This window comes from Streptomyces sp. CA-243310, from assembly GCF_050936775.1.
Lineage (GTDB): Bacteria > Actinomycetota > Actinomycetes > Streptomycetales > Streptomycetaceae > Streptomyces.
Genome location: NZ_JBNJMF010000001.1, coordinates 3422550 through 3441442, shown reverse-complemented (window position 1 = coordinate 3441442; position 18893 = coordinate 3422550). Strand labels below are relative to the sequence as shown.

Sequence of the window (18893 nt, the reverse complement as noted above, 5' to 3'; positions counted from 1 at the left end):
GTTCTCACGCTGCCGGACCGCTCGGTCCGGCGAGCGTCCGGCGAGCGCCGCAGCCCTGCGGGAGCGGCGCGGACGGCCGCCCGCGCGTGGTGCGCGGGCGGCCGTCCGCAGGGCCTGGGCGTGGCGAGGGGCGCGGGTCAGGACGGGCAGACGCCCCGCTCGTAGTCGACGGTGGCGGTCTGCTTCGAGTACTGCCACTGCGGGACGAGGAGCTGGTCCGTGAGCTGCCGGGCCGCCGCGGGGCTCTCGACGACGTACCCGAAGTCCTGGAGCCACGCCGGGTAGAGGTTCTTCGAGCCGATGTAAAAGGCGGCGTCGTCCACGGAGATCAGCTTGTGGTGCTGGGCGTAGGGGCGGCCGTCCGCCCAGGTCGCGCCGGGGGCGGCGCGGAACGTGGCGAGCTGGAGGTTCGAGCACATCGTCGTGCGGGCCGCTGCACGGTCCCCGGTGACCTGGGCGAGCCGGTCGCGGAGCGTGTCGCTGATCTCGGAGAGGGACTTGATCTGCGAGTAGCCGCCGCTGCCCACGGCGCCCCGGTTGGCGGGGTCGCTGACCACGATGCGCACCTTCACCCCGGCGGCCAGTTTGGCGGCGAGGGCGTCGTAGACGCGGATGTCGTAGCGGGGCAGGGGCGGGCAGGTCGCGTTGAGGTCCTGCTGGGAGATCTCGATGTGCCGGTTCGCGCCGGAGATGAGCGCCCGCAGCGCGCTCTCCTCCGGGTTGACCGTGTCGTAGTCGCGGTCGGCGTTGGTGTTGTCGTGGAGTCCGACGACGCACTTGGTGTCGGGGGCGGTCGGCAACTGGGGCCGGAACGTCGAGGTGGGGTCGTTGCGCATGATGCCGACGCCGAGCCCGCCGACGGCGATGGCCGGTACGTCGCCCTGCGGCGCGGGCGCCGCGGCGGGCTTCGGCAGCGAGGGCAGGCAGGCGGCGCCGTTGGAGGAGGCGAACCAGACGCTGGAGATGTTGCCCTTGTTCTGGCAGGTCCAGGACCAGAGCTCGTCCAGGTAGCGACCTGCGGAGGCGGCGGCCGGCCCCTTCAGGGCGAGGTCGACATCGGCCACCGGGTGCGCCGTCTCCAGGTAGTCGTCCTTCCAGCTGTTGATCCCGCCCGTGACGACCGACTGGCCGTCGACCAGGAGGATCTTGGAGTGGTTCCAGGAGAAGGCGGTCTTGGAGGTCGTCATGGAAGCGACGTTGAGGTCGACGTTCCGCGCGTCCTCGCCGAGTCGGGCGACGAGTTCGTCCCGGTACTTCGACGGCACCACGTTGAGGTGGTAGATCGGGGCGGCGCCGACGAGGACGCGCACCTTGAGCTTGTTGCCCCGCGCGGCCGACGCCTTCAGGCCGGAGACGAGGGCGTCCTGGAAGGCTCCGTTGGGGAAGGGGGCCAGGGTCGATATGTCGACGGTCTGCTTCGCCTGGGCGACGTTCTCGGTCATCTTCGCGAGCAGGCGTTCGGTACCGGGCCGCCGCGCGCAGCCGGCGTCGCCCCAGCAGCCGGGGGTTTGCAGCAGCCAGTCACTCCCGCCGGCCGTCGAGGCGTCGAGGGCGTTGCCGTCGGTGCGCTCCCACACCCGCCCTTCCAGTCCGGGTGAGACCCGCCGGAGTTCCTGTTCGATCCCGTCGAGGTGCGGTGTGGTGGCGGCTGCGGCCGGCGCGGCGGGCAGGAGTACGAGGAGCGCGGCCGCGACGGCGGCCCGGGGAGCGAGGCGGGTGGGCCGCGCAGGCGTGGGGCGGAGCAATGTGGGTTCCTTGCGAGAGGGGTGGCCGTCACCGCGCCCGACCACGACGGGTCCCGACGGGGCGACTGGCAAGATCAACTCGCGGACGCTATCAGTCCGATAGGCACCGCAATGGGCACCGGATATCGGATTCAGCCACGGGTCACATGTGGTGTTTACGACACTGTGTCCGTGTTCCTCCGTACCGCTCCGCCCTTGTCCGCTCGCACGCGGCCCCGTTCTTCGGGCCCCGCCCCTCGGTCGCCGTGCGTGCCCGGGTCGCCCCGAACACGACAACGGCCGAACGTGCTCGGGGCCGTCGGCCCCCTCCCCCGCGCACCGGCTCCCCCGCCCCGGGTACGACGGCCGATCGTCATCACGGGCGCGTCGGGGGCCGTCGCCGGTGCGCCGCTCCCGTACGGAGAGGTGAAGCTTGTCCGCATTCCGCCTGCCCGGCGGTCGGTTCCCCCCTGGGTGCGCCCGGCACCCGGACGCGCGTCGCCCCGGCGGGAGGACGAGCGTGTCCCGGCGGACCGGCCCTCGTTTGGCCCGGCATGACCTCCGCCGGCCGCATGGCCCTCACCGCCGCCCTGTCCGTCGCCGCCCTCGGGCTCGGCCTGGGCACCGCCCACGCCGACACCCCACCCGCGTCGCTCACCGCACCGTCCGCCCTGGACCCGCTCCTGACCAGCGGCGACCTGGGCCAGACCGCCAACGAGCTCGGCGGACAGCTCGCCGAGAGCCTCAACGACTGACGTTCGGGTCGCGCCCTCGGGCTCCGGCCCGGGGTACCGGACTCCGACGCTCGCGCACCGTACGCACCGTACGCACCGCATCGGCGCTTCGCGGGTCGTACGGCGCGTGCGCACCCCTACGCCCGCGGCGCCGCCCGGTCCCGGTCACCGCCTCCCAAGGCCGCCACGGCCTGGGCCAACTCCGGTGCGTGCACGGCGAACGGCCCCAGGTCCGTGGCCCGGGCGAACGCCGGATGGTCCCGGTACTCCGACAGCCGGTCCAGTGCGCGCAGGCCGTTGTAGCTCGCCGGTCCGTACGGTCGCACGGTCCCGGCGGACAGGTCCGATCCGTCGGCGACGGCCGCGAGCGTCTCCTCGAAGAGGGCTTGGCAGGCCCGGATCCCCCGCAGCATCACCTGGTGGTGGCGGTCGTCGGGGCCGATCGGAAAACGCCGGTCCGCCAAGACCCGTCCGGTGTCTATGCCCGCGTCGACCTCGTGCAGCGTGGCGCCGTACTCGCCGTCGCCGCGCAGCAGCGCGAACAGGAGCGCGACCGAGGGCAGACCCCGGTGGCGCGGGAGGAGACCGTTGTGGATGTTGAGGATGCGCAGGCCCAGGGAGAGGACGGGGGCGCGGAGGATCCGGCGGTTGTTCAGGGACCATACGATCCCGTCCGTGGAGGCCCCCGCGAGGTCCGCGGCCCGTGTGTCGACGTCGGCGGCGAGGTGCGGGGCGCCCGCGGCGTCCCGCGGGTCATCGCAGCAGACGAGGTCGACGGCGTACCCCCGCGCGGCGGCGTGGGTGACGGCTCGTCGCACCAGGGCTCCGTCACCTATGAAGATCACGCGGGTACCTCTTTCCGGGCGGCTTCCACATGGGCACGGACGTGGTCGAGGGTGACGTCTCGTACGAGGGATTCGAGGCGGCTCATGAACCAGCGCCCCTGGGCCTCGGTGAGCAGGTCCGAGGAGACGGCGTCGAGCATCTCGACGAGGGCCAGCGAGTCGCCGCCCAGGAGCCGGAACTCCGCGCCCTCCGTGAGAACCTCCGGGTCCACCCCGAGGATCCCCGCCCAGTGACAAGCGACCCGGTCCCGGAGCGCTGTCGGGCCCGCCGTCGCGGGATCCGCCTCCGGCCCGCCCGCCCCGAAGGGGTCGGGCAGCGCGTCGAGGTCCGCCTTGCCGCCGACCGTGCGGGGAAGGTCGGCGACGGTCGTGATCCTCGCCGGGACCAGGTGGGCGGGCAGCCGCCGGGCCAGTTCCGCGCGCAGCACCGCTGCCAGGTCCGGGGCAGCGACCCGCGGCGCGTCCAGGGCCGTCGCGGCCACCGGATCCCCGGGGCTCGCCGGCACCACGTACGCGCACAGCACCGGCGTGGTCGTGCCGGGGCGGCTGCGCGCGGCCACGACGGCGCGGCTCACCGCGGGGTGCGCCTCCAGCGCGGCGACGACCTCGGCGGGTTCCACCCGGTGCCCGGCGATCTTGAGCTGCCCGTCGGCGCGCCCCGCGAACTCGACCGCCCCGCCCGGCAGCCGGCGCCCGAGGTCGCCCGTGCGGTAGAAGCGCACGCCGTCGGGGCGGGTCCCGAACGCGGAGGACGCCCCGTCCGGAGGACCGAGGTAGCCGCGGGCCACCTGGCGGCCGCTGACGACGATCTCACCGGTCCGGCCGTGGTCCTCCTCCCCCGTGCCGATCACCCGGCCGTCCTCGGCCACCAGCTCGACCCGGGCCGCGGAACCGGCGGTGCCCAGGGGGATGGTCGCCGTCGTCTCGCCGCCGTCCACGACGTGGGCGAGGCAGGCCACGGTGGCCTCGGTGGGCCCGTAGCCGTTGACGATCCGGCAGTCCGGGCCGAAGGCGGCCCGGGCCGAGCGGACGGCGGCGGGCGTCAGCGGCTCGCCGCCGAGCAGCAGGGTGCGTACGACCGCCCGGTCCCCGCAGAGCGCGAGGTGCGAGGGGGTGAGCGCGAGGGTGTCGGCGCGGTGGTCGTGCAGGAGACGGCGCAGCGTGGCCCGGGAGGGGGCCTCGGGGGCCAGCACGGTGGTCGCGCCGGCTGCCGGCGGCAGGAACAACGCGAAGCAGGAGATGTCGAAGGCGTAGGAGGAGGCGAACCCGAAGCGGGTGTCCTCGTCGACCCGACAGACGTCGGTCATCCACCGTACGAACCCCGTCAGGCCGCCGTGCTCGATCCGCACCCCCTTGGGACGCCCGGAGGAACCGGATGTGTGCATGACGTACGCCAGGTCCCCGGGCGCGGGGGCCGGGGGCAGTTCCCCTTCCTGCGTGTCGGCGGCGTCGAGGATGTCCTCGATCGGGATCAACCGGCACGGTACGGACACCGTCAGCGCGTCGGCGAGGTGGCGCTGGGTCAGGCACAGCCGGGCGCCGCACTCCTGGAGGACTTCCTTGATCCGCTCTCCGGGGTGGGCGGGGTCGAGGGGCACGTAGGCGGCGCCCGCCTTCAGGATGCCCCAGAGGGCGGTGACGCCCGCCGGCGACCGGTCCACGACCAGTCCGACGAGGTCCTCGCGGACGACGCCGCGGCCGGCCAGTTCGCGGGCGACGGCGTCGGAGCGGCGATCGAGTTCCGCGTACGTGACCTCCCCCTCGGGCCCGTCGAGGGCGACCGCTCGGGGTGCCCGGGCCGCCTGTGCGCGGAGCAGGTCGACCACGGTGGTCCCGACGGCGACCGGGACGGGGACGGGCCGGGGCGCGGTGACCGGGGCCGGCAGTCGTGACGGGGGTCGGGTGGTGGAGGGCGGGCCGGTGGGGGACGGAACGGGCGTGGGCGCGAGGCGGGCCAGGGCCCGGTCAAGGAAGCGTTCCGCGCGGTCCGCGAGATCGGGGCCGCCCCGTACCCCCATCGTCAGCTCGGTCCCCGCGGGGGTCTCGGCCGCGACGAACGAGACGGGCACCAGGGGCGCGTGGACGGGCAGGGCATGGACCGTGGTGGCCGTGAAGCCCCCTCCGCCATAGTCCTGCGGGTCCAGTCGACCCAGGTGGGACACGACGGCCGAGGCGAGGTGGCGGTCGGCGCGTCCGGTGGCGGCCTGGCCGGCGCGCAGCAACAGGGCGGACGCGGCGAGGGGCAGCGGCGCGAGGGCCGACTCGAAGCCGGAGGAGAGTTCACGGCCTTCGGCGAGGGCCCGCAGCAGGGTGAGGTGCGCGCCGGTCCAGTCGTCGCCGGGGCTCAGGTCGAGGAAGAGCGGCAGCGTCAGGTTGCCGGTGGCCGTGACGCCGGGGCGGTGCCGGCGCAGGTCGACCGGGACCATGATCCGGCCGGGCCGGCCCGAGGCGTCGGTGACGGCCTGGGCGAGGCGGGCGGTGAGGGCCGCGTGGTGTCCGGGCAGGGTCCTGCGCAGCCACAGGGTCCGCGAGGGGCCTGCCGCGGCCCGGCCGAGGGGTGAGGGCCGGTCGGGCGGCAGCGTGGGGCGGCGTTCGCCGGCGCCGAGCCGGCGCAGCAGTGACCGGTCGGTGTCGGGTCCCAGGGCCGCTCGCGCCGGGTCCCCGCGCAGGGCGCGGAAGACCTCGCGCACCCAGATCAGGGCTCCGTGGCCGTCCATCAGGGCGTGCGAGACGCTGAACACCAGCGTGGTGCGGGTGCCCGGCGGCGCGCCCTCGTCGGCGGCGGACGCGGGTGCCCGGCCGGGCACCACCAGCACCTCGCAGCCGGGCGGGTCGGTCCGCCGCGCGGGGCCGTACAGGAGGGCGGCCGTGTCCGGCGTCGAGACGTCGAAGGCCGCGGCGGAGCGGGCGTCGGCGTACCGGACGCGGGGCAACGGACCGTCGGCGTGCCACAGCGGACCCCGCCGGGCCAGCCGCGAGCCGGGGACGGCCTCGGCGGCGCGGGCCACCGCCGCCCGGAGGCGGTCGGCGTCGGGCACGCCCTCGCCTTCGACGAGGATGCGCAGCGCCATGCCGCCTCGGGCGTGCTCGGCGGCGAGGTAGAGCCGCTCGGTGGGCGAGACGGGGCGCCGGTAGCGGGGGGTGGGTCGGGGGCGGTTCATCGCGGGGTGCCTCCTCGCTCGGAACGGGCGGGTGCGGTGCCGGTGGGGGGTGTGGGGGCCGGGCCGGGTGGGCGTCCCCGGGCCGGTGTGGTGCCGGGGCGGGTCCACGCGTCGACCCCGCCGATGTCCTCCACCCACCGCACCAGTGCGCGGACGCCCTCCGCCTGGTCACGCGGCGCCTCGTGGCCGAGGTCGCGCCGGGCCGCACCGGTGTCGTAGGTCGTGGATCGGGTGAGCAGGGCCATCGTGTAGCGGCTCATCGGCGGTGTGGTCCGCTCGGCACCGGGCCGCAGCCGCCACAGCGTCTCGACGGCGCCGGCGAGCGCGCGGCCGACCGGCAGCGGGATCCTCGGTCCGGGCGGTGCGCAGCCGAGGAGCCGGCCGACCTCGGTGAGGAAGGCCCACAGGTCGGTCCGCTCCGCGTCCGCGACGAAGTACGCCCGGCCGCCCACGCGTGCGGTGGGGGCCGTGGCCGCCCGCAGGCAGGCGGCGACGGCGTTGTCGCTGTGGCACAGCGAGACCAGGACCCGCTTGCCACCCGACAGGTCGGGCAGCCGGCCCGCGTGCATCGCGCCGATCATGCGGGGCAGGAAGCCGGCGTGGTCGCGCGGTCCCCAGATGCCGCGCGGGCGCAGGGCGACGGTGGTGAAGCGTTCGGTGTGGGCCGCGAGTACGTCCTGTTCGGCGCGGGCCTTGGTCTCGCAGTACAGGTTGAAGAAGCGGTCGGGGTAGGGCGTGGTCTCGTCGATGTCGAGGCGGTCGCCCTCGCGGATCCGCATCAGCGCGCTGGGGCTGGAGACGAACACGAACCGGCCTGCGCCGGCGGCCCGCGCGGCATCCATGAGCCGCCGCGTGCCGGCGACGTTCGCCTCGTGGAACTGTGCGCGGCTGCCGTGGTCGACGACCCGGGCGGCGCTGTGCAGCACGGTGTCCCGGTCCGAGGCGGCGGCGCGCAGGGAGTCCTCGTCCGTCAGGTCGCCGACGGCGAGTTCGACACCGGGCAGGGAACCGAGTCGTGCGGTGTCGCTGCCCTCACGGACCAGGGCGCGTACGTGGTGGCCCTCGCGCACGCAGGCGTCGACGAGGTGGCCGCCGAGGAAGCCGGTGGCCCCGGTGATCAGGATGTTCACAGGGTCCGCCACCAGGTCGCGCCGTAGACCATGGTGAGGGCGACGGCGACGGCCCGTCCGTGGCCGGCCGCCCGGGCCCGGGGCAGGGCGAGGGGGATCTGCGCGGCGTGCACGCCGATGCTGAGGACGGCGTCGATCCACCACAGCCAGTGCAGGACGGGGGCGTCGGGCGCTGTGGCGGTGGCGGCCATGACGGCGCCGCCGAGCAGGTAGGCCCAGCCGGCGAGCGGGATCAGCTTCGGGGCGCCGGCGCGGGACCACGGGGGCGCCGGGGGTGCGAGGCGGCGTTCGGCCCACCGGCCGAGCTCCTCACGGCCGATCTTGGCGTTGTGTCGGATGTCCACGGGGAACCCCGCGTGGCGCAGGAACGGCGCGGACGCCAGTTCCGGGACGTGGTGGGTGGCCGCTGCGCGCAGCTCGACGACGAGGTCGCGCCAGGCGTCCGCGTCGAGGGGGGACTCGGTCTCCACGCAGACGACGGGCTCCTGCGCGCCGGCCGGGCCGATGCCGACGAGTGCGCTGCGACGGACCAGCGGGTGTGCGTTGAAGACGCCCTCGCAGAGCACGGTGTACAGGTCGTGCCCGGTGGCGCGCACGCGCTGCGCCGACCGTCCGCAGAACCACAGTCGACCACTGCCGTCGAGGTAGCCGAGGTCGCCGGTGCGATGCCAGACGCGGGGTGCGGTTCCGGCCCCGGCGATCGGGTGCCGGCCCGCGCGGGCCGGCTCCTCGTACGCCTTCTCGGGCACCTTGTGGAGGGCGTCGGCCCGCGGGTCGGCGTGGTAGCCGGGGCTGACGGAGTCCCCGGCCACGAGGATCTCCCCGACGCGCCCCGGCTCCGGGTCCGACCCGTGGGCGAGGGCCGGCATCGGGCCGTCGGTGACGGGCGCGATCCGCAGGAGGGTGCCGGGTACGGGCCGGCCGACGCAGGTTCCGGCGCCCAGCGCGGCCCGGTCGGCGGTTTCGGACAGGATCTCCTCGGACTCGATCGAGGTGATCGGGAGGGCTTCGGTGGCCCCGTAGGTGACGTGGATCCGGGCCTTCTCGTCCAGGACGTCCCGCAGTGCGGCGACGACGGACGGGGGGACGGGCGCCCCGCCGGACACCACGCAGCGCAGGTCGGGCAGGGGGTGGGGGCGGGTCGTGAGGTGGTCCGCGAGGCGGCGCAGCAGGGCGGGCGAGGCGAACATCGTGCTGACGGCGAATCGTTCCAGCGCGTCGACGAGGAGCTCGGGATCGGCGTGCGCGACCTTCGCCGGCGCCAGCGGGGCGAGCACGATCGTGGATCCGTAGACCAGGTCGAGCATGCCGTAGAAGGGCAGGGTGACCAGGGAGACGTCGTCGCGGGTGCGCCCGTGCGCGTCCTCGATCCGACGGGCGATCGAGAGCGCCGTCCGGTGGGTGTACTCGACTCCCTTCGCGGGTCCGGTGCTTCCCGTGGTGAAGCCGATCATCAGCAGGTCGTCCCCGCCGACGGCGGGGGGTGCGGTGCGCGGGCCCGGGGCGGACCGCAGGCGCGCCAGCGTGTGACCGCCCCACAGGCGGTGGCGGCCCAGCGTGACGGGGATCCGCACGGCCTCGAAGGTGCGGCGGCCCAGGACGCGCACCAGGTGGGCGAGCGGCGGGCCGATGAAGGCCTCGGCGCCGACGGCCCGGTAGCAGTGGAGCATGCGGCGCGGGCCCATGCCGGGATCGACGACGACGGGAACGGCGCCGATCCGGAAGAGCGCGAAGACCAGAGCGAACAGCTCGGGTCCCGGCGGAGTCATCAGCACCGTCTTGGTTCCCCGGCCGATGCCCGCGTGGGTCAGGCCGTGGGCGAGTCGCTCGACCTCCTGCTGCAACTCGCCGTAGGTCAGGGTGCGGTAGCGGGGGCGTCCGTCGGGTTCGCGGCCACCGTCGGGGTGGATGACGGCGGGCTTGTGCGGGAAGGCGAGGGCGTTGCCTTCCAGCCGGGCGGCGAGGCCCGCGGCGCCTGCCGCGGCCTCCCGGGGGTTCGTGCGTCGTCGGCTCGCGGTGGTCACGGGATCACCGGCCTTCGGGTCGGTAGCTCGCGCAGGCCGCGCTGGGGCCGGCGCCGGCGGTGACGAACAGCAGTTGGTCACAGTCCTCGGGCAGGCCGGCCGCCAGGGCGTGGAGGTAGCCGAGGACGGGCGCCGCGGTGTGCGGTTCGCCCGTCTCGCCGGGGGGAAGCGCGTCCGTCTCGGTGCCCGGACCGATGACAAGGGTGCGGTCGAGGTCGAGCCCGTACGCGGAGGCGTAGTCCGCGATGGCGGTGGCGGCGAGTTCGGCGCGTCGCCGGTCGTGGTCCGGGGAGCGCCGCACGGTGATCATGGTCCGGCCCTCGGCGCCCATGCCGGCGGTGTCCAGGTACCCCTCGGTGTCGCCGGGGCCGTCGGCCGTGTAGTGCCGTACGGGGCCGAATCCGGCGTCGGGGTCGGCGCTGCGCTCCAGCAGGAGGGCCCCGGCGAGGTCCGCGTACGGGTAGTCGGGGTCCCGGCGGGCGTCGCCGCCGGGGTGCACGTCGGCGGCGGTGACCAGGAGGCGTTCGGTGCTGCCCGTGTCGAGGAGCGCTTGACCGACCTGGACCGCGTTCAGCACGCCGCAGGCGCCGTTCATGAGGTCGAAGGAGAAGCCGGCCGCGGGATCCACGAGGTAGTCCAGGCTGATGCCCACCTCCTTCTGCACCAGGGCCGCGAGGGCCGGTTCGAAGGTGTTCGACTCGCGGTAGACGCCCACGTTGACGAGGACGCCGACGGCCGAGGGGGACAGACCGGTCTGGTCGAGGCAATCGCGGGCGGCCCGGCCGGCGAGCACCACGGAGGAGGCCGCCGGGGCGGCGTCGGCGGCTTGGGTGCCGGTGGCGCGCGTGTCGACGGTGGCGGTACCCGCGGCGGTGATGATCATGCCCATGATTCAGACCCCCAGGTGGGTGACGGTGGCCGACAGGGCTCCGGTGACCACGCCGGAGGCGGCGGGAACCAGCAGGAAGGTGGATCCGCGCCGGGCGGTGCCCGCCGCGAGGTGTTCACGCAACGTCAGGAAGTGTGAGGTGGTGGCGGTGTTTCCGTACTTCTCCACGACGGCGAGCGAGGTGGGCATGGGCGTGCCGAACTCCGCCTCGCCCGTCTGGTTCACATAGTCGATGAATCGGGCGCCGACCTGGTGCTGAATGATGTAGTCGAATTCCTCACCCGCGAAATCCCGACCGTTCTTGGACAGCAGGTCGCCGTGGAATCGGGGCCAAAGGGCGAGCCGGTCCTTGTTGTGCATCTTCTTGTTGTCCGTGTAGAGCGCGATTCCCTCGGTGCGCTCGCTCGGCATTCCCATGCACAGGTGCGAGTACTCGGCACAGGTCATCAGGTCCACGTAGTGGATGCGGTCGGCCTCGTCCGCGGACCGGTCCATGATGACCGCGGCGGCGGAGTCGCCCACGGAGAGGGAGGCGAACTGCGGGTCGTACGAGTCGCCGATCTCGCGGGCCGCCGTCTGTGCGACGCGGGTCGCCTGCTCGCCGCTGACGACCATGCCGCGGCGGACCGCGCCGGAACGGATCATCCGATCGAGTACGTACACGCCGGTCATCATTCCGGCGCAGGCGTTGGAGACGTCGAAGTGCAGGGCGGAGCGGGAACCCATCTCACGGGCGAGGGAGCCCGCGAAGGAGGGTTCGAAGTAGAAGCGGTCGGCGTCCTTGAAACGGGTGATCGACGCCGATATGACGATGTCCAGTTCGGCGGCCTCGTATCGGGACGCGGCGAGGCATTCGCGCGCGGCGCGCAGGGCCATGCCGAACGAGTCCTCGCCGATCTCGGGACGCGGATCGTAGACCCGCCTCTCGGCGACTCCGGTGATCCGCTCGACGTCCACATCTCGCAGATTCGGGGTTCGCCCGGTCAATTCCCGGGTGGTCAGCGTGGTGGCCGGCACATGGGATCCGATGGATTCCATACGGCTGTATAAGGTATTCGTGCTCAATTTTCACTCCGTGGTGGGCGCACGCGGGCAGCACACATCGCTCCGGCGGAAAGGCGCGGTGTTTCGCTGTGATTCGCCGTGTTTCACTGGTGACAGACAGCGAAGTTACCGTAGCGTACGGATTTGTCAGTCCTGTTACGCGGCCACCCGAAAGCGGACCGACGGGGCGAATATCGGCCATTTACCCTCGGCGGGACATTCCGCCGGGCCCGTGGCCGCGCGCACCGCGTGCGGACCCGCCGCACGCGCCCTTCCCGGGCCGCACCGCCCGGGCGGCCGGCTCCCGCGCCGAGCCCGCGCCCACGCGACTCCCCCGGGCACCCGCCTTCGAAAACCTGTCCGGAATCACACGGTCCGTCTTGACCGTCCACCGTCCGGCCGTCCGGACGTCGGCCGCGTGAACGACCGGACGTCCGCTCGACCGCGTCGCGTCAGCCACGCCCGAGGGCGTTGAGCCGGGCGGCCTGGCGGGTCAGGTGGTCGCGCTCGGCGAGGTTGGGTGCCTTGTCGGCCGCCTCGGCGTACAGCCGCGCCGCCGTCACCAGGTCGCCGTCGCGCTCGTGGAGATACGCCGCCACGGCGGCGTGGCGGGGCAGGGGATGTCCCGTGCCCGAGGGCCCCGGGGCGGTCCCGTCCAGCTCCGCGAGCGCCGCCAGGCCGGCGCGCGGCCCGTCGGCCTCGCCCACGGCCACCGCGCGGTTGAGGCGGACGACGGGGCTGTCGGTCAGACGCACGAGCTCGTCGTACCACTCGACGATCTGCACCCAGTCGGTCTCCCCGGCGGTGGGCGCGTCGGCGTGGAGCGCCGCGATGGCGGCCTGGGCCTGGAACTCGCCCAGCCGGTCGCGGGCGAGGGCAGCCTGCAGGATCCGGACCCCCTCGGCGATCGACTCGGTGTCCCACCGGCCGCGATCCTGCGCGGCGAGCGGCACGAGGCTGCCGTCGGGCAGGGTCCGGGTGGCGCGCCGGGCGTGGTGGAGCAGCATCAGCGCGAGGAGTCCGGCCACCTCGGGGTGGTCGATCACGGCCGCGAGCTGCCGGGTGAGCCGGATGGCCTCGGCCGCGAGGTCGACGTCACCGGAGTAGCCCTCGTTGAAGACCAGGTAGAGGACGCGCAGCACGGTGGCCACGTCGCCGTTGCGGTCGAAGCGCACGTCGGAGACGGTGCGTTTGGCCCGGCTGATGCGCTGCGCCATGGTCGCCTCGGGGACCAGGTAGGCCTGGGCGATCTGGCGAGTGGTCAGCCCGCCGACGGCGCGCAGCGTGAGCGCGACCGCGGACGAGGGTGTCAGCGACGGGTGGGCGCACAGGAAGTACAGCCGCAGCGTGTCGTCCACCGCGGACGCGGGTCCGGCGGCCGGCTCCTCTTCGACGAGGTCCTCGCGCCGGCGGCGGGCGGCGTCCGATCGGGTGGCGTCGAGGAACCGGCGCCAGGCCACGGTGACCAGCCAGCCCTTAGCGTCCCGCGGGGGGTCGGCCGGCCACACGCGGACCGCCTCGACCAAGGCGTCCTGCACGGCGTCCTCGGCCGCCGCGAAGTCTGCTCCGCGGCGGACGAGGATCCCGATCACGCTCGGGGCGAGGCTCCGGAGCAGGGCCTCGTTCATGGACGAGGTCACTCCGTGATGGTGGGCGGCGCGGCCAGGAACGGGCGGACCTCCAGCCATTCGTGGATCGGCCTGCCGCCCGCCCCGGGGGCGGCGGACAGTTCCCCGGCCAGCTCGACGGCGCGCTCGTGGTGGTCGACGTCGATGATCATCCAGCCGGCGATGAGGTCCTTGGTCTCGGCGAACGGACCGTCGGTGACCGGCGGGCGCCCCTCGCCGTCGTAGCGGACCCACTCTCCCTCGGGGGCGAGTGCCTGGCCGTCGACGAACTCGCCCGTCTTCTCCAGCCGCGCCGCGAAGTCGTTCATGTACCGCACGTGGGCCGTGATCTCCTCCGGGGTCCACCGGGCCATGGGTACGTCGTTGACCGCGGCCGGGGCGCCCCGGTAGTGCTTCAGCAGCAGGTACTTCGCCATGATGTCTCTCCTCTGTGCCGGTGCGGCCATTCTGGCCGCCTTCACCCCGGGGACGGAGCCGGGCACGGGTTCTCGACATCCTCGCCCGAACTTTTTTCAGTTCTCTCCGAAGAGCCCACGCAAGAGCTCTCGGAGCCGTGTCCCGGGTCGCACTCGCCGTCCGGCTCGTCAGCCGGCGGTGGATCGTCGCGCGTCGTGACGGCGGGCCTCCGCCCGCAGGCACGCGTCCCGGGTGGCCTGGTGCACCGCCCGGGCCAACCGCGCCCCCCACACCGACCGGGGACCGGCGAACGGCTCGCCCGGGCGGGTGGCCGAGGGGACGAGCGCGGCCACGCACACCGCGTCGGTCGGGGTGCCGGAGGCGTCGACACCGGCGTCGCGCAGTGCCTGGACCTTGGCCTCGGTGGCCGTGGCGACCGCGTTCACCAGGGCCGCGTCGGAGAAGGCCACCGGCACGGACACCACGATGTTGATCGTCCCGGCCTCCCTCGGCCCGGGGAGCCCCGGGCCGGGAACGGCCGCCCAGCCGCGTACGCCGAGGCCGGCGGAGGCGAGGGCGTGCACGCCCTCGTCGGAGGCGCTGCCGTGGTCGGCCACGTCGGCGGCCGTCATCAGCCCCACGCCCGGCCCGCAGACCCCCGCCCCCGCGGCGAGTGCGGCGAGGTGGCGGTCCGGGTCCATGCGCCGGTAGCCGTGGGGGACCTGGGCGTTGAGCACCCAGCGGCGCTCGCCGATGCCACCGCCGAGCGGCGCGCCGGCGATCATGCGTCGGCCCTCGCCGGGCACCCACAGGAGCATCGGCCATGCCCGGCCCTCTTCCGTGCGGGTGAGCAGGGGAAGGCGGTCGAGGGCGGAGAGGTCCGGGGTCGTCGAGGGCATGCCGCAGCCTATCCGGATGATCACGGGGGGCCGGCGGTGCTCCGAGCGCCCCACCAGGCACACGAGGGCGGGACGCAGGGGTGCACAAGCGTTTACCCTGAGAGGTGAACGCTTGTGCACCCCTGCGGTGCGCCTCCCCCACGTTCCGTGTCTGGAGCAGCATGCCCGCCGCGATACCCGACCCCGCGTCCGCCACGACGCCCCGCGCCCCCTCCCCGCACTCCCGCCTGATCGTCCCCGTCCTCGCCTTCTGCGGCGTGGTCGTCGCCGTCATGCAGACCCTGGTCGTCCCGCTGCTGCCGCACGTCCCGGACCTGACGGGCGCGAGCCCGGGCGCCGCGGGGTGGCTCGTCACCATCACCCTGCTGACCGGGGCCGTGTTCACCCCCGTCCTCGGCCGGGTCGGCGACATGTACGGGAAGCGGCGCGTCCTGCTCGCGTCCCTCGGGGTCCTCACGGCCGGGTCCGTGCTGTGCGCCGTCAGCTCCGACATCGGGATCCTGATCACCGGCCGGGCGTTGCAGGGCGCGGCGCTGGCCGTCATCCCCCTGGGCATCAGCATCATCCGCGACGAGCTGCTGGCCGAGCGGGTGCTGTCCTCGATCGCCCTGATGAGTTCGACCCTCGGCATCGGCGCGGCGATCGGCCTCCCGGTGGCCGCGGTGGTCATCGAGAACTTCGACTGGCACACGATGTTCTGGGCCTCGGCCGCCCTCGGCACGCTCGACCTGGTCCTCGTGCTGTGGATCGTCCCCGAATCGCCGCTGCGCTCCCCCGGCCGTTTCGACGCGCTCGGGACCCTCGGCCTGAGCGCCGCCCTCGTGGGGCTGCTCCTCGCCATCACCCAGGGCGCGGACTGGGGCTGGACCTCCGCGCGCACCCTCGGTCTGCTCGGCGCCTCCCTGGTCGTCGGGCTGCTCTGGGGGCGGTACGAACTGCGGACCACCTCCCCCATGGTCGATCTGCGCGTGTCGGCCCGGCCCGCCGTGCTGCTCACCAATGTCGCCGCCCTGCTGATCGGCTTCGCCTTCTACGCGAACTCGCTGGTCACCGGCCAGATGGTGCAGGAGCCGACGAGCACGGGATACGGGCTCGGCGCGTCCATCGTGGTGAGCGGCCTGTGCCTGTTGCCGGGCGGCCTGGCCATGGTGGCCCTGTCCCCGCTCTCCGCCCGCATCTCGGCCGCGTACGGGCCCCGGACCGCGCTCGCGCTCGCCGCGGCGGTCATGGCCGTCGGCTACGTGGTCCGGTTCTTCACCAGCCACAGCCTCTGGTTGATCGTGGCCGGGGCCACCGTGGTCGCCTCCGGCACCGCCATCGCGTACTCGGCGCTGCCCGCCCTGGTGATGCGGGCCGTGCCGGTGAGCGAGACCGGCGCCGCCAACGGGTTGAACACCCTCATGCGCTCCGTCGGTCAGGCCTGCTGCAGCGCCGTGGTCGCCGCCGTCCTCGCACACGTCACGTTCCTCGTCGACGGCCGCGCCGCCCCGACCCTGCACGCCTACCTGCTGATCTTCCTGATCGCCGCCGGAGCGGCGCTCGCGGCCCTGGTCGCCACCCTCTTCCTGCCCTCGGCCGGATCGGCGTCCGGTGTGTCGGGCGGTACGGTCACGGTGACCGCGTCCGCGTCCGCCGCCCGGGAGAGCGCATGAGCACCACCGACCCGTCCGTCTCCGAGAGCGGGCCCGACGCCGATGCCGAACCCGATGCCGGGACCGGGCGCGAGAGCGGGCGCGACGCGATCGTGCGCGCCGCCCGCCGGGCGTTCACCCTGCGCCCCTACGCCGAGGTGACGATGCGCGGCATCGCCGCCGACGCCGGTGTCAGCCCGTCGCTGATCGTGAAGCGGTTCGGCAGCAAGGAGGCCCTGTTCAACACGGTCGCCGACTTCCGGCCGGCGGCGGACGAGCTGTTCGCGGCGCCCCCGCGGGCGCTGGGGCGGCATCTGGTCCTCACCATGGTCCGGCTGCGCGAGCGGCTCCGCGGGGATCCGCTGCTGCGGGTCGTGTTCTCCCTCGGCAACGACGACGAACGCACCCTGCTGCGCGAACGCTTCCGGGAACAGGTCACCAACCGCCTGGCGGCGCTCCTGACCGGCACCGACCCGCACTTGCGCGCCGAATTGATCGCCGGTCAACTGCTCGGTCTGGGAGCGACCTTGAGCCTGCACCGACCGGACGGCGCGGGGGGCCGCACTCCCCCCGACCGACTCGCGGACCTGTACGCCCCCGGCCTCCAGCGGCTCATCGACGGCGACTGATTCCCGCCGCGTGGTCCTCGGGGGCCGGTCGGCGCGCGGCCGGTCGGTCAGCCGCCGAAGGTCAGCCGGAACAGGGCCCCTCCCCCCGGCGCGGCCTCCGCCGTCAGCTCGGCCGCGTGCGCCCGGGCGATCTGCCGCGCCATCGCCAGGCCCAGCCCCGACCCCGGCAGGGCCCGCGCCGCCCCCGCCCGGTAGAATCGGTCGAAGACGTACGGCAGGTCCTGCGGCGCGATGCCCGGACCGTGGTCCCGAACCGTCAGCTCGGGCCCGCCGGCCCGCACCGTCAGCTCCACCTCCACCGGTACGCCCGCCGGGCTGAACTTCGCCGCGTTGTCCAGCAGGTTGCCCAGCAACCGGCTGAGCCGGGCCGGCACCCCGGGTACGACGACCTCGTCGGTCGAGCGCACCACGATCGGCACGGAGGGCCAGTGCGCCCGCGCGGCCTGCGCGCAGTGCTCCACCAGCCGGCCCAGCCTGACCTGTTCGACGAGCGGCTGCGGCTCCTCGTCTCGGGCCAGCTCGATCAGGTCGTTGACCAGGCCCGTCACCTCCCGCAGCTGCCGACCCAGGGCGAGGGAGGCACGATCCCGCTGCTCCACCGTCAGCCGCTCGCCGCGCGCGAGCAGTTCGGCGTTGGTGCGCAGCGCCGTCAGGGGGGTGCGCAGTTCGTGCGAGGCGTCCGCGACGAGGCGACGTTGCGCGGTGACGGACTGTTCCAGCTCCCCCAGCATGGTGTTGAAGCTCCCGGCGAGGCGGGTGATCTCGTCCTCCCGGCCCGGCGGGGGCAGCTCGATGCGGTGGCGCGGGTCCCGGGTGGCCGCGATCCGTTCGGCGGTGGCGGTGAGCCGGGTCACCGGTGCGAGTCCGGTCCGTGACACCCAGTACCCGAGCACGGCGGCGAGCAGCACACCGGCCGCGCCGATCACCACCAGCCACCGGGCGGCGTCGGAGATGCCGGCCTCCACGGTGTCGGCGCGCAGCGCGACCTGGAGCGCCTGCCCCTTCGTGTAGTCGGTGGTGAGCATCCGTGTCGGGTGTCCGGCGTGGACGATGCTCGTGTAGTACGGGGCGCGCCGGCCGGCGGCGACGGCCCTGGTCCCGGCGTCCACGGGCAGGATGTACGGCCGGGCGGGGTCCTTGGCGGGATCGGCCGGCACCACCTCCGCGCAGGCGGGCGCGGCCAGGAAGCGGCATTCCCCGGCCAGGGTGTCCGGTCCGGAATCGGGGTTGCGTCCGGCGGCGAGCCGCGCGGACTGGGTGAGGCTGAGGTCGAGCTGGTCGTACAGGGCGCCGCGGACGACGAAGAAGGCCGCGGTGCACACGCCCACGGCGACCAGCGCGACGGCCGAGGTGACGGCCACCGCCAGCCGGGTCCGCAGCGGGCGGCGTCTGCGCCAGGGGGCGCCCAGCCGGCGCCGGCCGGCGCCCGTCACGCGGTGTCCAGCCGGTAGCCGACGCCGTGGACGGTGTGCACCAGCCGCGGTTCACCGCCGGCCTCCAACTTTCGGCGCAGGTAGCCGATGTACACGGCGAGGGAGTTGGAGTCCGGTCCGAAGTCCCGGCCCCACACCAGTTCCAGGATGAGCTCGCGCGGCAGCACCTGTCCGGGATGGCGCAGCAGCAGCTCCAGCAGCGCGGCCTCGGTGCGGCTGAACTCCAGCGGACGCCCGGCCCGCCGGCCGGTCCGGGTGCCCGGGTCGAGGACGAGGTCGGCGTACGCGAGGGGGTCGCCCGGGTCGTCCTGGGCGGGCGCGGCCCGGCGCAGCAGCGCCCGTACCCGGGCCACCAGCTCGTCCAGGGCGAACGGCTTGACGAGGTAGTCGTCGGCGCCCGCGTCCAGCCCGTCGACCCGTTCGCTCACCGAGTCCAGCGCGGTCAGGACGAGCACGGGTGTCCGGTCGCCCATCGCGCGCAGTTGCCGGCACACGCCGAGGCCGTCCAACACCGGCATCATCACGTCCAGGACCACGGCGTCGGGTTCCCAGGCCGCGACCTCGGACAGCGCGGCCAGCCCGTCGGCGGCTCCGCGCACCTCGTACCCCTCGACGGCCAGGCCGTCCTGCACGGCGGCCCGCACCTCGGGTTCGTCGTCGACCACCAGAATCCGCTGTCTGCTCATGGAGCTCATGGGCAAAGCCTGCCAAAGGCCGCTGCGGAAC

General features: G+C 74.3%; 15 protein-coding genes. 3 read left to right on the top strand and 12 right to left on the bottom strand.

The annotated features are described in order from the left end of the window. Positions 1-137 precede the first annotated feature (137 nt). Positions 138-1745 carry a phospholipase D-like domain-containing protein gene (locus tag ACQEVM_RS15115; RefSeq protein ID WP_433078868.1) on the bottom strand — a complete coding sequence of 536 codons (1608 nt, stop codon included), beginning with the start codon at positions 1743-1745 and terminating at the stop codon, positions 138-140. 533 nt (positions 1746-2278) lie between these two features. On the opposite strand from ACQEVM_RS15115, the gene ACQEVM_RS15110 reads away from it, so the two are divergent. After that, entirely contained in the window at positions 2279-2479 is a 201-nt protein-coding gene (locus tag ACQEVM_RS15110) for a hypothetical protein (protein ID WP_433078866.1), read from the top strand. A gap of 116 nt (positions 2480-2595) precedes the next feature. On the opposite strand, the gene ACQEVM_RS15105 is transcribed toward ACQEVM_RS15110, so the two are convergent. The 9 genes from ACQEVM_RS15105 to ACQEVM_RS15065 all read right to left on the bottom strand — a co-directional run bounded on the left by ACQEVM_RS15105 (position 2596) and on the right by ACQEVM_RS15065 (position 14474). Continuing rightward, positions 2596-3303, bottom strand: a complete 708-nt coding sequence (locus ACQEVM_RS15105; protein WP_433078864.1) for a formyltransferase family protein — start codon at positions 3301-3303, stop codon at positions 2596-2598. Continuing rightward, entirely contained in the window at positions 3300-6464 is a 3165-nt protein-coding gene (locus ACQEVM_RS15100) for a non-ribosomal peptide synthetase (protein ID WP_433078862.1), read from the bottom strand. The genes ACQEVM_RS15105 and ACQEVM_RS15100 overlap by 4 nt, the downstream gene beginning before the upstream one ends. Further along, the gene (locus tag ACQEVM_RS15095; protein WP_433078859.1) at positions 6461-7606 is read right to left on the bottom strand and encodes an NAD-dependent epimerase/dehydratase family protein; all 1146 of its coding nucleotides are present in this window, start codon (positions 7604-7606) and stop codon (positions 6461-6463) included. The genes ACQEVM_RS15100 and ACQEVM_RS15095 overlap by 4 nt, the downstream gene beginning before the upstream one ends. Next, the gene (locus ACQEVM_RS15090; RefSeq protein WP_433078857.1) at positions 7591-9618 is read right to left on the bottom strand and encodes a fatty acid CoA ligase family protein; all 2028 of its coding nucleotides are present in this window, start codon (positions 9616-9618) and stop codon (positions 7591-7593) included. The genes ACQEVM_RS15095 and ACQEVM_RS15090 overlap by 16 nt, the downstream gene beginning before the upstream one ends. A gap of 4 nt (positions 9619-9622) precedes the next feature. Beyond that, positions 9623-10501 carry a hypothetical protein gene (locus ACQEVM_RS15085; RefSeq protein WP_433078855.1) on the bottom strand — a complete coding sequence of 293 codons (879 nt, stop codon included), beginning with the start codon at positions 10499-10501 and terminating at the stop codon, positions 9623-9625. Positions 10502-10510: 9 nt separating this feature from the next. After that, positions 10511-11545, bottom strand: coding sequence for a 3-oxoacyl-ACP synthase III family protein (locus ACQEVM_RS15080; RefSeq protein ID WP_433078853.1), 1035 nt, complete (start codon positions 11543-11545; stop codon positions 10511-10513). A 458-nt stretch (positions 11546-12003) separates the two neighbouring features. Beyond that, positions 12004-13179 carry an RNA polymerase sigma factor gene (locus ACQEVM_RS15075; RefSeq protein WP_433080021.1) on the bottom strand — a complete coding sequence of 392 codons (1176 nt, stop codon included), beginning with the start codon at positions 13177-13179 and terminating at the stop codon, positions 12004-12006. An 8-nt stretch (positions 13180-13187) separates the two neighbouring features. After that, a complete protein-coding gene (locus ACQEVM_RS15070) occupies positions 13188-13595 on the bottom strand; it encodes a YciI family protein (protein WP_433078851.1) in 408 nt (135 codons plus the stop codon). A gap of 168 nt (positions 13596-13763) precedes the next feature. Next, positions 13764-14474 carry an adenosylcobinamide amidohydrolase gene (locus ACQEVM_RS15065; RefSeq protein ID WP_433078849.1) on the bottom strand — a complete coding sequence of 237 codons (711 nt, stop codon included), beginning with the start codon at positions 14472-14474 and terminating at the stop codon, positions 13764-13766. 161 nt (positions 14475-14635) lie between these two features. Between ACQEVM_RS15065 and ACQEVM_RS15060 the strand changes: the two genes are divergently transcribed. Both ACQEVM_RS15060 and ACQEVM_RS15055 read left to right on the top strand, forming a co-directional pair. Continuing rightward, on the top strand, positions 14636-16126 hold the full coding sequence (locus ACQEVM_RS15060; protein ID WP_433078847.1) for an MFS transporter: 1491 nt from the start codon (positions 14636-14638) through the stop codon (positions 16124-16126). Then, entirely contained in the window at positions 16123-16734 is a 612-nt protein-coding gene (locus ACQEVM_RS15055; protein ID WP_433078845.1) for a TetR family transcriptional regulator, read from the top strand. Before ACQEVM_RS15060 ends, ACQEVM_RS15055 begins: the two co-directional genes overlap by 4 nt. A gap of 47 nt (positions 16735-16781) precedes the next feature. Here ACQEVM_RS15055 and ACQEVM_RS15050 read toward each other — a convergent pair whose 3' ends face one another. Both ACQEVM_RS15050 and ACQEVM_RS15045 read right to left on the bottom strand, forming a co-directional pair. Then, the gene (locus ACQEVM_RS15050) at positions 16782-18167 is read right to left on the bottom strand and encodes a sensor histidine kinase (RefSeq protein ID WP_433078843.1); all 1386 of its coding nucleotides are present in this window, start codon (positions 18165-18167) and stop codon (positions 16782-16784) included. After that, positions 18164-18853 (bottom strand): response regulator transcription factor, encoded by a 690-nt coding sequence (locus tag ACQEVM_RS15045; RefSeq protein WP_433080019.1) that lies wholly within the window; start codon positions 18851-18853, stop codon positions 18164-18166. Before ACQEVM_RS15045 ends, ACQEVM_RS15050 begins: the two co-directional genes overlap by 4 nt. Between the last annotated feature and the right edge of the window lie 40 nt (positions 18854-18893).